General features: G+C 50.8%; 19 protein-coding genes. 7 read left to right on the forward strand and 12 right to left on the reverse strand.

Features of this window, described 5'->3' with window-relative positions; all coding sequences use genetic code 11:
- Positions 1-10: 10 nt before the first annotated feature.
- The 4 genes from KPHS_44730 to KPHS_44760 all read right to left on the reverse strand — a co-directional run bounded on the left by KPHS_44730 (position 11) and on the right by KPHS_44760 (position 1,923).
- Complete coding sequence (locus KPHS_44730; protein ID YP_005228773.1) at positions 11-616, reverse strand: DUF3085 domain-containing protein; 606 nt, start codon at positions 614-616, stop codon at positions 11-13.
- Positions 617-718: 102 nt separating this feature from the next.
- Positions 719-1,066, reverse strand: coding sequence for a hypothetical protein (locus KPHS_44740; protein ID YP_005228774.1), 348 nt, complete (start codon positions 1,064-1,066; stop codon positions 719-721).
- Positions 1,067-1,163: 97 nt separating this feature from the next.
- A complete protein-coding gene (locus KPHS_44750; RefSeq protein YP_005228775.1) occupies positions 1,164-1,562 on the reverse strand; it encodes an antirestriction protein in 399 nt (132 codons plus the stop codon).
- An 82-nt stretch (positions 1,563-1,644) separates the two neighbouring features.
- Positions 1,645-1,923: a hypothetical protein gene (locus tag KPHS_44760; protein YP_005228776.1), complete on the reverse strand. Its 279-nt coding sequence runs from the start codon at positions 1,921-1,923 to the stop codon at positions 1,645-1,647.
- A 344-nt stretch (positions 1,924-2,267) separates the two neighbouring features.
- On the opposite strand from KPHS_44760, the gene KPHS_44770 reads away from it, so the two are divergent.
- Complete coding sequence (locus KPHS_44770) at positions 2,268-3,221, forward strand: hypothetical protein (RefSeq protein YP_005228777.1); 954 nt, start codon at positions 2,268-2,270, stop codon at positions 3,219-3,221.
- A 4-nt stretch (positions 3,222-3,225) separates the two neighbouring features.
- On the opposite strand, the gene KPHS_44780 is transcribed toward KPHS_44770, so the two are convergent.
- The gene (locus KPHS_44780; protein ID YP_005228778.1) at positions 3,226-4,119 is read right to left on the reverse strand and encodes a DNA-binding prophage protein; all 894 of its coding nucleotides are present in this window, start codon (positions 4,117-4,119) and stop codon (positions 3,226-3,228) included.
- A gap of 903 nt (positions 4,120-5,022) precedes the next feature.
- On the opposite strand from KPHS_44780, the gene KPHS_44790 reads away from it, so the two are divergent.
- Positions 5,023-6,213 (forward strand): hypothetical protein, encoded by a 1,191-nt coding sequence (locus KPHS_44790; RefSeq protein YP_005228779.1) that lies wholly within the window; start codon positions 5,023-5,025, stop codon positions 6,211-6,213.
- Positions 6,214-6,263: 50 nt separating this feature from the next.
- Here KPHS_44790 and KPHS_44800 read toward each other — a convergent pair whose 3' ends face one another.
- Positions 6,264-6,458 carry a helix-turn-helix transcriptional regulator gene (locus tag KPHS_44800; protein ID YP_005228780.1) on the reverse strand — a complete coding sequence of 65 codons (195 nt, stop codon included), beginning with the start codon at positions 6,456-6,458 and terminating at the stop codon, positions 6,264-6,266.
- A gap of 168 nt (positions 6,459-6,626) precedes the next feature.
- Between KPHS_44800 and KPHS_44810 the strand changes: the two genes are divergently transcribed.
- From KPHS_44810 to KPHS_44830, 3 genes are all read left to right on the forward strand, one after another.
- Entirely contained in the window at positions 6,627-6,887 is a 261-nt protein-coding gene (locus KPHS_44810) for a transcriptional regulator Nlp (protein ID YP_005228781.1), read from the forward strand.
- 130 nt (positions 6,888-7,017) lie between these two features.
- Positions 7,018-7,986: a transposase InsC for insertion sequence IS903 gene (locus tag KPHS_44820; protein ID YP_005228782.1), complete on the forward strand. Its 969-nt coding sequence runs from the start codon at positions 7,018-7,020 to the stop codon at positions 7,984-7,986.
- Between the two features lie 107 nt (positions 7,987-8,093).
- A complete protein-coding gene (locus KPHS_44830) occupies positions 8,094-8,549 on the forward strand; it encodes a cold shock protein (RefSeq protein YP_005228783.1) in 456 nt (151 codons plus the stop codon).
- 78 nt (positions 8,550-8,627) lie between these two features.
- Here the strand turns inward: KPHS_44830 and KPHS_44840 are convergent, their stop codons facing one another.
- Complete coding sequence (locus tag KPHS_44840; RefSeq protein YP_005228784.1) at positions 8,628-8,873, reverse strand: Xre family transcriptional regulator; 246 nt, start codon at positions 8,871-8,873, stop codon at positions 8,628-8,630.
- A 103-nt stretch (positions 8,874-8,976) separates the two neighbouring features.
- Between KPHS_44840 and KPHS_44850 the strand changes: the two genes are divergently transcribed.
- Entirely contained in the window at positions 8,977-9,228 is a 252-nt protein-coding gene (locus KPHS_44850) for a transcriptional regulator Nlp (RefSeq protein YP_005228785.1), read from the forward strand.
- A 224-nt stretch (positions 9,229-9,452) separates the two neighbouring features.
- Positions 9,453-9,752, forward strand: a complete 300-nt coding sequence (locus tag KPHS_44860) for a hypothetical protein (protein ID YP_005228786.1) — start codon at positions 9,453-9,455, stop codon at positions 9,750-9,752.
- 43 nt (positions 9,753-9,795) lie between these two features.
- On the opposite strand, the gene KPHS_44870 is transcribed toward KPHS_44860, so the two are convergent.
- Genes KPHS_44870 through KPHS_44910 form a run of 5 tightly spaced genes read right to left on the reverse strand, consistent with a single transcriptional unit; the run spans position 9,796 to position 14,436 of the window.
- Entirely contained in the window at positions 9,796-11,325 is a 1,530-nt protein-coding gene (locus tag KPHS_44870) for a conjugal transfer protein TraG N-terminal domain-containing protein (RefSeq protein YP_005228787.1), read from the reverse strand.
- Positions 11,326-11,327: 2 nt separating this feature from the next.
- Positions 11,328-11,669, reverse strand: a complete 342-nt coding sequence (locus KPHS_44880; protein YP_005228788.1) for a hypothetical protein — start codon at positions 11,667-11,669, stop codon at positions 11,328-11,330.
- On the reverse strand, positions 11,666-13,087 hold the full coding sequence (locus KPHS_44890; protein YP_005228789.1) for an integrating conjugative element protein: 1,422 nt from the start codon (positions 13,085-13,087) through the stop codon (positions 11,666-11,668). Before KPHS_44890 ends, KPHS_44880 begins: the two co-directional genes overlap by 4 nt.
- 15 nt (positions 13,088-13,102) lie before the next feature.
- On the reverse strand, positions 13,103-14,044 hold the full coding sequence (locus tag KPHS_44900) for a TIGR03756 family integrating conjugative element protein (RefSeq protein ID YP_005228790.1): 942 nt from the start codon (positions 14,042-14,044) through the stop codon (positions 13,103-13,105).
- Positions 14,041-14,436: a TIGR03757 family integrating conjugative element protein gene (locus KPHS_44910; RefSeq protein ID YP_005228791.1), complete on the reverse strand. Its 396-nt coding sequence runs from the start codon at positions 14,434-14,436 to the stop codon at positions 14,041-14,043. The genes KPHS_44900 and KPHS_44910 overlap by 4 nt, the downstream gene beginning before the upstream one ends.
- Positions 14,437-14,504 lie beyond the last annotated feature (68 nt).

Below are 14,504 nucleotides of genomic sequence, written 5' to 3' on the forward strand. Positions count from 1 at the left end.
GTCAGTCAGTTCAAATGGCGACGGCCTGAATAACGCCTTCGGTCGTTACCCGCTCGAACTGCTTTTGCAGTTGCCTGCATGCGATAAGAAAACAGTGATGGTCATCAGCTTTTGCCCGTTTGCAGCCAACAACGGCAACGTCAACAAGCAGCCGCTGCGCCATCATGCGCCAGCTTTTCAGCTCTTTCTGGCTTCGGCAGGCAGTGAAGTGTGCCTGAGCCATAACGTTTATTCTGTCCGTCAGATGACGGTACTCCGCGACGGGTACACAGTTTTGCCAGCCGGTAATGAACATCGCCAGCCTCTGCGCCTTCAGCATAATGGACAGCTGGTAGGGTTTGGTGATGATGTCCACGATCCCGCCTTCCGTCAGCGGTATCCTTTCTTCAAAGCTATCGCCGCCGACCAGTATGCGGGCCATCGAGACCCATTCCGGGTCAAGATCGGGATGGCAGCCGTCAGCATAGGCCAAATGCCTTACCCGGCCATCATCGCGTTGTTCACCGCCGTCAACCATCAAATAAACGCCGTGATCCTTAGCCAGAACGACAGATTTATCGGTCGTTATAGATTCCGTCACGATGGCCTTCAGGTCAGAACCATAAAAACGCAGCATAGATATCTCCTCAATAATTGCCGGAGACAGCTTCCCCGGGGAGAGAAGCTCCCTCCGGGGAAGTAAGTTCAGTAAAAAGAAGTGAAACGGATTATGCGAAGGCTATAAATATCCTATCGCTTCCAGTGCCAGAGAGCACTTTGCATCTGCGTTCCCGGTATAGAAATAATGAGCCCAGGCTTCCCTGTTCACCTTCTCTCCAAGCGCCAGAACGTCATGTAATAACGGTTCACTGGCTGAATGAGTAAAACGGCCAAAAACTAAAGCCTGCGCCAGCTGATAAGCAATGTCGGTAAGGACATATTCGTTATCGGTAAAACCGTCCTCATCGCGTTCCTCATCAATTCCTAAACGCATTTTGGCGGCAACGGATAACAGCTCCCCCTCTGCATTGGCTAAGTCATAAAGATCCTGAACAACAGGCTGTGGCTCAAACGATAACGCGATCATGGTGTTCTCCTTGCGATGTCATACCGAAAGGAGAACGCCCCCGAAGGAGTGGTTCCTTTCGGGCAGCGTTTATTACGTTAACGGTCAGTAATAACCTTTAGTCAATGGCCGCCATAATGGCGTTAGTACATGAATGCATTAAGGCGTAATTGCGCAACGCATAATAGGTTTCGATGTCCTCATCGGCTTCAGTACGGTTCGCCAGCTCGCAGAGAGCGTAAAGCGAAGCCGTAATACCAAACGTGTCGGAGTCCATCGTGCCCTGATAGTAATTTTCCGCCGATATGCTCCAGTTCTGAGACGTGGCCGGATAAGCATAAAAGCCGCCGTTGGATAACTTCATCCCCAGCCAAAGCCCGCCCTGATACTCGCAGCTTAGCCGGTCTGCCCAGCGGTAAAGTAATTGTTCAAAACAAAACAGACGTACCGCCTGTTCTTCATCGTTCTGATCGAGCAGGCGATCAAAATCGACCTGTGTGATAGTGAAATCTGTCATTGATGGGTATCTCCCTGAATAAAGCGGAGGGAGAACACGCCTGGAGGGTGTTTTCCCTCCGGGATGATGAAAAGAGTTAGTGTCAGGCGGTGGCTAATGACACCATAAGGCAGCAGCCAACGCGCTTAACCGTAAATTTCTCGATGTGTGCAGTGACGCTTCCCCCAGTACGAGTAAAAACGATCAGCTGGAACGTCACCTGCCCCGTTTCACTGTTCTGCCGATGCTCCCAGACGTTCAGCGCTTCCTTAACCAACCGGTTTTGGCTGGCGATAGCGCTTTCAACAGAGCTGGAAAAGTCGACCGCAGCTTCCCAGGCGGGAGACGTAATCGAGATGGATAACATTTCATAGGTGTTCATCTGTGTTCCTTACAGTAAAAAGGGAACACGTCCCCAACGGGAAAATGTTCCCATTGGGTGAGTAGAATGCACTAACCACGCTTATTCATTGCGTAAGCGACGTTCAGTGCAGGAATGAGCCTGAAAAGGCGTAGGTATTAAGAAGAGTACCTTCACCGCAGTTTGCGGCATCCGTTTACAAAGGCTAAATGGATTTGGGTTTGACCGCCGTAAGCGCCACCTTGCAGGTCGTGGAGGCTTTGGGTGTTGTCAGAGACAACGATTAGGCGTTACGATTCTAAACCAGTCATGTATAAAAAAACAACAAGCAGCTATGTGGTGAGTTATAAAAAGGGACAAGTGAGATGGAAAATTCTATTAGCTTTATGGCAAGAGATGGCGTTATTTCTTTAGATACGTTTCTTAAAACACGTAAATTTAAGAATGGAATGGGCATCATATTTCTCGACAGAAACGTCGTGAGCCCTGTAACCAGTAATAGTTTAAAAGACAAATTCTCATCATTAAAGCATTACCGTTTCTCTGTCATTCTTTCGGCAATGGAAGGAAAGAACAAGCGATTACCGACCCATGAAGAATATATTGAAGAATATCAAAAATCATCCGAGAAGATAGGACTAGCATTCGGGGAGGATCGGGTAGACAGGGAAAAGATAGAATCTTTTTATTATGCAGTGAAAGGCGAGTATGAATCACACATTAATGCCGAATATAAATTCCTCGCGCAATCCATTGAGATTCTAAAAGATAAAACCCTAACTGAAAAAGCAGAGAAAATCATAGAACTAACGCACAGCATTTCAAAAGAGCACCCATCAAAGATGAACCCGCTTCTGATATTGCTTGTATTTTGTCATTTATACAAAGGACGCGGAAGACATTTCATAGACAAACTGTTAAAAGTTAACAAGCAAGAACCTTTAGAACAAAAGCTTCATAATGTTATCAGCGACCTAATGATCATTACATTAGTTCTAATATCTATTAGCAGCGAGAAGAAATATATTGCAGAAGCTGATGCCAATAATGGTAAGGTAAAACATCCAGACGGTAGTTCTGTAACACTAAATTTTAAACATCGCTTTGTATTCTGTAGTGCTGACGCTGCATTACTCGAATTTTATATGTTGTATATAGAACTGCATGAACACTTACATGTTATATTTCGACATCAAAAAAGAATATTAAATGGCGCAATAGAGCCAAGATTACATAGCGTTTGTGCCAAATTATTCCCGGGAGCGACCAAGGAAGAGGCAGCAAAATTACTCAATGAAATACACTCGTATATTTTATAAAAGGCTAATCGTCATGAGGCTCTCCTTTGTTATAAACTCGCGCCACATAATGCCCGCGCCCGTCCCCGTGCCCCAAATCCATAGAAACCAACGCTTCGGCTTCCTTTTTGCTAAAACCTCTCTGCATATGATATTCCGTCGCCTCGCGGGAATAGGCATAGCGCAAACTATGCGGAGAAATCTTTCCCGTTAGCCCTGCGTCCTTAACGATATTCCGATAGCGATCGATGGCGGAATGGAGATTGGGTTTATCGACCAGCTTGCCGTTATTATTCATTGCTATTTTAAGCGCATGATTCACGGCCTGAAGCGTTTTCTCACGATCGACAACCGTCGTATCTCTGGGCTTGCCGCCTTTGGTGCCAAAAACAACTCGTACGCGCTCATCGCCGCGTAATAAGGCCTGCTGCCAGGTACGCAATGACTTGGCTGACTGCACGGCCTCTTCCGTTCTTAACCCCAGGCAGCGGGAAAGCTGCACCGCAGCCGCGACGCCTTCATCCTTGATCTTAATTACAGAAAATACGGCCTGATAACGCTCGTCGGAAATAGCCACCTTCGTTCCGTCACGACTGGCCCCGGACAACCCAAGCGCGCTATTGCTTAAACACTCATGGGCGGGATCGGCCAGTTTCGACCTTCCGGCTACGTTAAATATCGCCCGTAGCGCCGCCATTTCATTCTGCAACGTGCGCTTTGAAATGCTTTCCGCCAGACGGCTGCGAATATACAGCTCAACGTGATGAGTTTTAATATGCCTGACGTCCCGGATCTGAATATTCAGATTCAGCATTCTCTCCGCCATGCGATCGGCGATTTTCATTCTGTCAGCCACGGTTTTAAAACTGCCCCCGGCCTGCCGGGCCAACGTCGACAGGCTTTTACTCAATTTAGACATCAAGACCTCTGGTTATAAACACGTACTCCCTGTCAGGCTTACCTTTGCCTTGCGTGAGCAAAGGTAAGCCCCAACCGTTTTAAAGCTGTGCATCTCAACCCCGACGACACGGTTAATTTTGCGCATCCTGCGGCTCGACTGGTATCTGTGCATCGGGGCGGCGAAATGTTGAGTTCTTACGAGGCTCCCCAGCTCTCTGAGCTGCTCGTGGCTAACGCCATGCTGACTACTGTCAGGCCGCCTCCATTGCCAGTTTCTGCTGGCACTGCCGTCGATACCGAGTCGATCTTTCTCCTTTTTTAGTGGTGGACGTTTTCAAACGGGTTCGGCCCGTTTTTAACGTCGATTGATGAAAAAACATCCTGATTATTCCCCTTAAGGCACATTCGCCAACCGGTACTACGTGTCGGTCAGAGCGTAGAGGATGTTGTTAAAGGCCGAATAGTCTGGGCCCGTGGGTTGCGCGCTGCGCGCGTCACTTGGTATCGCTAACGCTCTGACACAAGTGACGCCGCGCAACCTTCTGCCGCTAAATGCCTGCCGTAGCAGATGCCAAATGTTCCAAATGGCATAGCAGACGACACGCAAACGTTGGCAACGATAGCTGGCTAAATGAATAACACTCATTGCCTGGAGGATGAGCTTTTCAGCTCGAAAAAGAGAACGCCGTGGAGGCGCTGATATGAAGAGAGTGCCTTAATCGCGGGTAGCGACGCTCGTTGGCAAAGGCTAAACGGGCTTGGGTTTGACCGCTATTTCAGCGCTACCTTACAGGTCATGGTGGCTTTGGGTGTTGCCTGTAGCAACGTTACAGCGTTTTTATACTAGCCGTTATTTTTATTGCCAACAAGACACTTTTTAGTTATTCATAATATTTATAATTTACATTTGAAAGGATGCATTATGACAGATAACACAACCGAAGAATTAAAAGAAATTTTCCAGAAAATCAGTAAGAAAGTCGTTAAACTAATTCCTTACCTGACAATTTTGTCAGGCTTAATGGTATGGAGTTATTTAAATAACATCGGCAGACTAGATTTACTGATAGATTCCTTTTCCATTAATATCGGATTAGTATCTTTATTAATATCCGCTGTAGTATTATCTCTCGCAATAGCCATAACACTCATCCTACCCAGTTCGATACTCATTTTTCACTCCTCAATGTTTCCTAATATAATTAACAAACCAATATCTATACCATGGTTAGGTTGGGGGTTTTCTACTTTATTCTTGATGTTAACATTTCTTCCACACATTCCATCTATAACAAAAATAATATCACCACCTTCAGCATCATTAATCTTTATCATAATAGCAGTAATATCATTTATCATTTTCTTGGTTATTTCATGGTACAGTGGTGATTTCAAAAACAACGATTTATTTAAAATAGCTAAAAATGTCGGTAAAGCACTAATAGAAACATTTACTACAGTATTCGCCACATTATCAATTGCCATCCCCATTACATTTTTATTAAAAGACAGCACTGGGGAAAAAACCACATCACTACTCATAGCACTGGCTTTCATGATCGCATTTGCTCTATCATCTTTTCTTCCCGCAATAGTTTATTATCGCAATATAAAAAACACATCATCAAACAATGAAAGCAAAAGCATCATTCCATTAGCAAAAAACTTATCTATAGCAGTCATTATAACGATAACTATCACGTCCCTTCTGTTCCCCAATGTAACGACTACCTTAATGAATAGCTCTCTTTACTCTATCGGAGTCATTGATAATAAAAATCATTATTTTCTAATAGATGGAGAAAAATACAAGCCAGATATGTTCCCACAGAATACATGGAAGACGTCGACAACCGATAAAATCGGACCAGACTTCTTTATCTACGGGATAAGAATGTTCTCCGCCGGGAATAAAAATTTGATTTGTCCAGATAGCGTTGGTTCCTTCAAAAGGGAAATTAATGGAACAAACTATGATTTAATCACTTCCTCTGATAATGAAGATAACGCAAAAAAACTAAAAGATATGACCAAGATCTGTGTCGTTTTAGACAGCGACAATGCACAACAATGGGATACTTTTTTCGAAAATAACGTTCAAAACAAAGGATAAGAATTGTCTGCCTGTAGCCAGAATTATTATTCTGGCTTTACTTTTTTCGGCTACGATTCAGTTTTAAAACCCTGATAAAGAGCCAACACCGCTTCAGCAAACTCATCATCAACGGTATAAAAATAGCACTCTGGCACATCCAGCACTTTTGCAAAACTACAAACCAGCTCAAATGAAGGCTTGTGCGTTCCGCTTTCATAATGGGACAAACGTGAATATGCCGTAGCCTCTTCAATCCCAGCCATTACACCTAACTTTTCCTGAGTTAGCCCAGCGCGTAATCTGGCATCCTTCAAACGTTTAGGAATCATATTGTTACCATCAATCAATATATTGACAGTATCTTTAGCATTCCTTAAGATTAATTATCTTTAGAGTTACTAAATATGGATTCGCATACTGGAGATAAAACCATGGAAAACAACGACTGGCATCCGGCAGACATCATCGCCGGGCTAAGAAAGAAGGGAACATCGCTTGCCGCAGTTTCACGCAGCGCAGGCCTGTCGAGTTCCACACTGGCAAACGCGCTGCTCCGCCCGTGGCCGAAAGGCGAAAAGCTTATTGCCGATGCGCTGAGCATCTCACCGGAAATAATCTGGCCCAGCCGCTATTTTGACAGTGAAGGCAAACTACTCGCGCGCCAGATAAGGAGTGGAAGAACCAACAAATAACGTAAGAATTATTAGCCAATAACACAGTACACCGCCCTCCTCTGCATCTACCCCGTTCATCAACATGCAGACGTTGAACGAAACGATACCGCAGAATAGGTTTTGTTGAATAAATCGAACTTTTGCTGAGTTGAAGGATCAGATCACGTATCTTCCCGACAACGCAGACCGTTCCGTGGCAAAGCAAAAGTTCAAAATCACCAACTGGCCCACCTACAATAAAGCCCTCATCAACCGTGGCTCCATAACTTTCTGGCTGGATGATGAAGCTATTCAGGCCTGGTATGAGTCAGCAACACCTTCTTCACGAGGCAGACCTCAGCGCTATTCTGACCTTGCCATCACGACTGTGCTGGTCATTAAACGCGTATTCAGGCTGACCCTGCGCGCTGCGCAGGGCTTTATTGATTCCATTTTTTCTCTGATGAACGTTCCGCTACGCTGCCCGGATTACAGCTGTGTCAGCAGGCGGGCAAAGTCGGTTAATATCAGTTTCAAAACGCCCACCCGGGGTGAAATCGCACACCTGGTAATTGATTCCACCGGGCTGAAGGTCTTCGGTGAAGGCGAGTGGAAAGTCAAAAAGCATGGCCAGGAACGCCGTCGTATATGGCGTAAGCTGCATCTGGCAGTTGACAGTAAAACACATGAAATCATCTGCGCTGACCTGTCGCTGAACAACGTTACGGACTCAGAGGCCTTCCCCGGGTTAATCCGGCAAACCCACCGGAAAATCAGGTCAGCCGCCGCCGATGGAGCTTACGATACCCGGCTCTGTCACGATGAACTGCGGCGTAAGAAAATCAGCGCGCTTATCCCGCCCCGAAAAGGTGCGGGTTACTGGCCCGGTGAATATGCAGACCGTAACCGTGCAGTGGCTAATCAGCGAATGACCGGGAGTAATGCGCGGTGGAAATGGACAACAGATTACAACCGTCGCTCGATAGCGGAAACGGCGATGTACCGGGTAAAACAGCTGTTCGGGGGTTCACTGACGCTGCGTGACTACGATGGTCAGGTTGCGGAGGCTATGGCCCTGGTACGAGCGCTGAACAAAATGACGAAAGCAGGTATGCCTGAAAGCGTGCGTATTGCCTGAAAACACAACCCGCTACGGGGGAGACTTACCCGAAATCTGATTTATTCAACAAAGCCCGCAGAATAAGATGTCAGCTGGTTTATAAACGAACAGCATGGATGGCTCGAATGAAAGGAACGGTGAAGTGGTTTAGTCAGGAAAAGGGATATGGCTTTATTACCGCAGAAGGTAATCAGGATTATTTCTTTGGCGTCAGAGATGTTATCGGCGCTGTTCTGCCCGCCACTGGCTCTCAGGTCACATTTACCCCGGCCACCGGACCCAAAGGGCCAAAAGCGATTGAAATCACCATTCTTTCGCAGCCTGAGCACACCGCTCCGGATAACAAAATCAAGTGCCCCCACTGCGCCCGCCAAATAATCCCTCGCTTAGTCACCTACAAAGGTGAATCGGAAAAGTCCTTATGCCCTTTCTGTGGCGGCACCGTAAAAGATTTTACAGGCACATCAATACTGGATGATCTCGGCGATATATTCTGGGGAATGATAAGAAACATTGCCGTTGCCATTATCGACACCGCCACGGCCATTGTTATTGAGATCAAAAAAAGTAAGAAAAAATAGTCTTAAACCGTTCGCTTTCACCACTAATGGCAACTGGTCGCACCGCTTGTGGTCAAAGAGGTAAAAGCACTTCCACCATCAGAGCGGCGCGACCTTTACCAGAATCTTTTGTAGCAGCGGAGCCGGTTCAATCCCCAGCAGCCCCGCGATATAGGCAAACTCAATCACATCTAACCTTCTTTCGCCACTTTCCACCTTGGCAACAAAAGATTGTGGGCGTTTCAACGCCTGCGCCAGTCTTTCCTGAGTAATGCCTTTCTTTATTCTTATCTCGCGAAGATTCTTTATAACAAGTTGATATTCAGATGAATATATTGATGACATGGCAGCTATTCCGCGTTATATCCCAAAATCGAATATCCGCCATTTACATGATTATCCCAAAACAGGATAATCAGTAACTCGATAACGTTACGGAACGAAGAACATGGACTTACAAGACTGGCATCCGGCGGACATCATCGCCGGGCTCAAAAAGAAAGGAACATCACTTGCCGCCGTTTCACGAAGTGCAGGCCTGTCTAGCTCCACGCTGGCAAACGCGCTGCTCCGCCCGTGGCCGAAAGGCGAGAAGCTTATTGCCGATGCGATGGGCATCTCACCGGAAATAATCTGGCCCAGCCGTTATTTTGATGAGGTCGGAAATCCCGTTCATCGCCACACGCGTTCAAAAATCTGACCATCCTTACACCGTTACCCACAACCCCACAATCGCCATCGTCGTTCTGGCGAACGACGACCGCTGCCACTCACCGGCCCCTTTGATGGTGGCCGGTTCGCTGGCTTAGTCTCATGTGGATTTGTGGATAACGGACGGCCTGTGAATGTGGCGACTTGTTGAACAATAGCACCCCGTGCGTTAGCATCGGACAATATCACGGCCATAAATCAGGGATGGATTTGATGAGTGAAGAAAAGTTTAACCCGCAGGATATTGAAGAGATCCTCTCTCGCCCGCCGTCTTCCGACAGCCACAAAGTCAAGAAAGGCGATATTCCCGAAATCGCCAAAAGCATCGGCATTGGGGCCATAGAAATCGTCAAAGCGCTTCCGATTCTTGCGTTCGGCGCGCTGTCTATTTCCACTAAGCACACCCCGATAACAAAAGCAGGCTATCGGGATGGCTCGGAAGGATATGGCTATTATGATGAAACAGGTCTGAGGAATCGTACTTTTGACCCCAGCCAATCAGACGATAAATAACCAGAAGCACCCTGAATAATGAACAGGTACTTCTGGCCGACGGTTATTTCATCATCGATTTTCCCTTTGTCATCGCAGCTCCGGCGACGTCTGACGCAACCTCGCCCCCTTTTTCTCCTGCTGATTGCGCCTTACCTGCGCCTTTTTGCAGCGACCCCGCCACTTCACCACCGACCTTAATTCCCGCCCAACTCAGCGCACCAATCCAGAACGCCGGAAACACCAGATACATCGTTCCCATCACCAGGTTCATCACCCAGCCGTCCGTCGTTGAACCGGCAAAGTCAGCAAAAGGCACCGGGTTCCCGCCGTCGACATTATCCAGCCCGCTGTAGACGATGTCGATCAGGCGGTCATCCAGCCAGCCCGCAAACTCCCACCAGAACGTCAGGAACATCAGGGCAAACATGGCGAACGACACCGTCACCACAGCCTTGGGCGAATAGACGCTGAACATCAGCACCAGAGGAATGACAATCACCAGCGCCATCTCCAGCAGCGCCTGCACCATCGGCAGGGTATATTTGAGAATATCGAATCCGGGCAGCGCCACCACCTGCCCGGCAGCGACGCCCAGGCTTCCCAGCGCGCTGGACACAAAGCTGAATGTACCCGCCGAGGCGTTATTCCCCATCATATAGGTTTCGCCGTCGCCGGAGAGCGAGGCATTTTTCGGGCTGACCACCCAGCGCAACGCGATCTCTTCCCACTCGTTGCCAAACTTCTTCTTTAGCGCGCGAGTCGTGATGTCATTGTAGCTGGACATCACCCGCGTCTTCAGACCGACGGTCGGAGTGTTCCACCACTGCTTACAGGTAGGGTAACCGCCCCGCCCTACGTCGGGATAACCATCATCCCGATTCGCATCGTAGGGCCACTGCGAACGCGGTTTGGTGGAGGTGTAATAGTCGTAATACCCTGACGTCGAAAGAAAGTAGTCAGAGCCAATCCAGCCGACGGAATTAATGGTCGCGTCCGAAAGCTGGGCGTTGGTCGACTTCAGCCGGAAATAGGCTTTGGCATAGCACTGATTAGCGAAGTCCTGCACCTCTTCCAGCAGGATCGGATCCTTTATCTGCGTGTGCTGCACGTCGAAACGTAGCTGACGCAGGTTATCACCGCAGGGAATACCGGCGATCGTCGCGTGCGTTACGCCTTTTGACAGGCTGTGGATCATGTACCACCACACCGGTACCATGGCCGTTTTACCGTCAAAGTCATTAATCAGCGTGGCATAGCCCGACTTCTGGGGGAGCGGGATGTTCACGCCGCACTGGGCGCTGCGTTCCTTATTGAACTTGATGGTGTTGACATCCACATTAACGACCGGCGTCACGCAAAACATCAGCACAACGAAGGCCACGTAAATAACGTGCTCGATGCGCACCAGCGCCAGCGTGCCCTTATTGCCCTCATCGTCCCCCTCTTCGCGAGTTCGTAACCAGGTCGCCACCACTTTACCCGCAATAGGCAACGCAAACAGGCCGGTTGAAAGCAGCGTTTTCCAGATGGCGTTATTCAGGATCCAGCCCAGTAGGATGAGGAAGTACTCCAGATAGCTGTCGGCACTCATCGTCAGCTCCCCGCGTAAATATTCAGTTCAACCATGAGCGTCATCCCCGCCATCAACCACTCGATGCGGCGAACGGCGGCAAGGTTGCCGGTTTGCTGAAGCAACCAGAGGCGCACCCGCTGAAACCACAGCCCGGCGATCAGCCCATACAACGCCAATCGCCAGACCAGCAGCCAGGGGGCGGCGTCATCCAGCCAGACGCGAAACGCCGTCAGGCTTCCGGCATAGCGAACGCCCAGCCAACTGATCCCTAACGCCAGAGCGAGCGAGCCGACGATGGCCAGTAACACTTTCCCGCTCAGGCGAATGCTGCGCCAGAGTATCTTTCTTCCGGAAACCATCATGGCGCCACCTCCGTCCCCAGCTGCTGTACGGCTTCATCGGCATCGGGATTTTTTTGGCGGGCGCTGTTCTCAAGGCCGCGCTGGGTCTGTCGCGACAGCGCTGTAACAATGGTGTTGTTGCTGATCTGCTTGCGCAGCTCCATCTCGTTCTTCAGCGCCACAATTTCCCGGTCCAGAAACTCCAGCCGGCGCTCGGCTTCCGTCAGCGCTTCCTGCTGCTCCGCAACGTGAGGTTCCGACTGCCCGGCGGTCAGCATCCGGCGCATACCGAACGCGGTCGCCACCGTATCCGCCATCGCCAGCTCGCTTGCCAGACGTTGCACCAGAGCGGTGTTGTCCGGGTCATCCTTTAGCGCCTGAACAACGCCGCGCGTCACCGTGAGGTCGCCGGTTTTCAGCTTCGCCAGATTAGCCGCATTGACCGGCAATGAACCGTTCACCAGCTCGACCAGAACCTCGTAATTCTTCTGGGTTGTCTCATCGAGCATCGGCGTGAAGCCGGTTCCCGGCGTCGTGGTGCCGGGTTCGTTCTCCAGCCCGCCGCTGGCGCACTCATTGCCGGATTTACAGGTGCGAATAGAGCGATCGCCTAACACGCTGGCGACCACCTGAGCCGCTTCATCGCCGTTTTTATATTTGCGGCACAGCGCGCCGTTACAGGCGCTTTCACTAATGGATGCGCTGCTGTCCGCCGCCTGCTTATTGAGGATGTTGTACCCGGCCCTGGCAATATCGTGCGTTGGCCGGATCGCGGCCTGCCCTTTACCGCCACGCTTTTTGCCGCCGACCCAGGAGACGCCCTCGGTTCCCGTTGATTTGCTCAGTTGCTGATCGGCCTTCACCGCGTCGCTCGTCCCACTCAGGGCGTTCTGATACTCCTCCCCAACGGCGGCCTGCACCCACGGCCCGGACAGGGTGTGATCCGCCAGCTTCTTCGACATGGCCTGACAGTTCAACTGCGCCTTATCAAAGTAAGCGTTGGCCTGAAGCGTGCCGTTGGTTAACAGCTCGTACAGGCCGGGATTGGCGCGCTGGATAACCATCGCGGGCAGGCTGGCGACCGCGCCGGTCGCACTGCTGATCACGTCCCCCATCATGTCTTTAAAGCCGCTGGTCAGGCCGTTGAGCTGATTTTTTACCGTGGTTTTGACGTCAAAATTTCCACACATCAGGTCGGCATTCCAGCCAACGCCCATGCCAATTTTATTCAGCCGGTTGCCGCTGGGCGGGTTGGACACCACCGTCCCGCCGCCGATGGCGTAATAGAGATCGTCGTTAATACCGCCCTGCACCTGACGACTGGTGTCATTGCCTGAGCTGTTCATGGAAAACGCCGGTAAATCCACCGCGCTGGCTGAAGCGCTGCACAGCACCAGGCTGGCGAGAAACATGCGTTGAAACATCGTCATTCTGATCATGGTCACTCCCTGAGGTTAATAGCCACCAATATCGGTGCTGAAAAGAAACGTCTGGCCGCGCTTTTTGCAGCAGGCAAAGGGCTGCCACAGCGCCCAAGCATAGTTGCCGTCTTCGGCATAGGAAAACGCGCGGTCGGGAAACGCGGCGCAGGACATGGACACCTTCGGAGCGAGGCGCTGCCACTTATGGTTGCGGGTGCCGGTGTTTTCCGTCACCGGATCGGGCGGCCAGTAGCCAGCGGAAGCGTTGGCCTTCAGCGTCCGATAAACGTGGATCTGCCCGGGGCGGGTAATGATGTCTGCCGCACGTTGAGCCGTCACGGCAGCGGCCTTATAGTCGTCCGTCTGTGTGACAAAGCCGGAACGGGGATAGACGTTGCCCCACATGTTCCCGGCAGTGGTTGCGCCGATTTCCCGCCGCCCCGGGGTGAGCGCCTCCGGGTAAACACTTTCCGGCAAACCGGTGCGCCACATCAGCGCATCCAGATTGCTCAGGAAATACGGCTGCCAAGCGGTGGCGGCTCCCTTGCAGGAATAGCCGGAGGTCTGCTGACCGATAAGGCTGGCGGCGGGATGGCCGATCGCGTCCACGCTGCGGTAGCGCACATTGTCTTTACGCTGGCCGCGCTTTTGCTGATTCTCACCGCCACCGTCAGCCAGCCCGCCTAATGCGCTGCGGCTCAGCATCGCGACCTCACGCCACGGGTTATCGCCCGGCTGGCGATAGGCCGACACCACCACCTGCGGGATAAAGTGACGTACTTTTACCGACGTCTTGACGCTGCAACCAAACGGGGTACACAGCAGCCAGTAACAAACACCCACTACCCGATAGTCAATGCAGTCCGGGCACGCGGCGCTGGCGACAAGTTGGGGCGTGGTCAGCGAGGCGGATGCGGGTACGGCGCTTCCCGCCATCAGCAGCGCGGCCAGTGGATAAGCAAACCGATGCTTCATGGCCTGCTCCCTGCGCGCAGCGCCGCCGCACGCTGAATATCCGTGGTGCCGTACACCACATCGCGATCGTCAAACACCACGGCGGGCACCTTGCGAATGTCCAGTTGCCAGGCCTTCAGTACGCCCTGCCAGGCATCGACGATCCGCGCCTGCTGACGTGCCCAGTTCGGCGACTGAGGCAACACCTTTGCCTGCCGCTCCGCTTTGTCGGGCTCAAGCGCCAGATTGCCGAAAATCTGCTGCTGCGCCGTGTCCGGCGCATCCAGCCAGACCACCGTGACCTGCGGATCGTTATCTAGCGGAGGGTGATGGCGGTCGGTGTACAAAACCACGTCGGCACAGGCCTGCCCGGCCAGCACCAGTGATGCAATTATGATGAGTAGTCGTTGCATAACGCACTCCTGTGTGGGGAAAGCGACAGGGTGCGTTGGGGTGGGATAAAAGGCAGTAAAGAACTGTT

This window comes from Klebsiella pneumoniae subsp. pneumoniae HS11286, assembly GCF_000240185.1.
GTDB classification, from domain to species: domain Bacteria; phylum Pseudomonadota; class Gammaproteobacteria; order Enterobacterales; family Enterobacteriaceae; genus Klebsiella; species Klebsiella pneumoniae.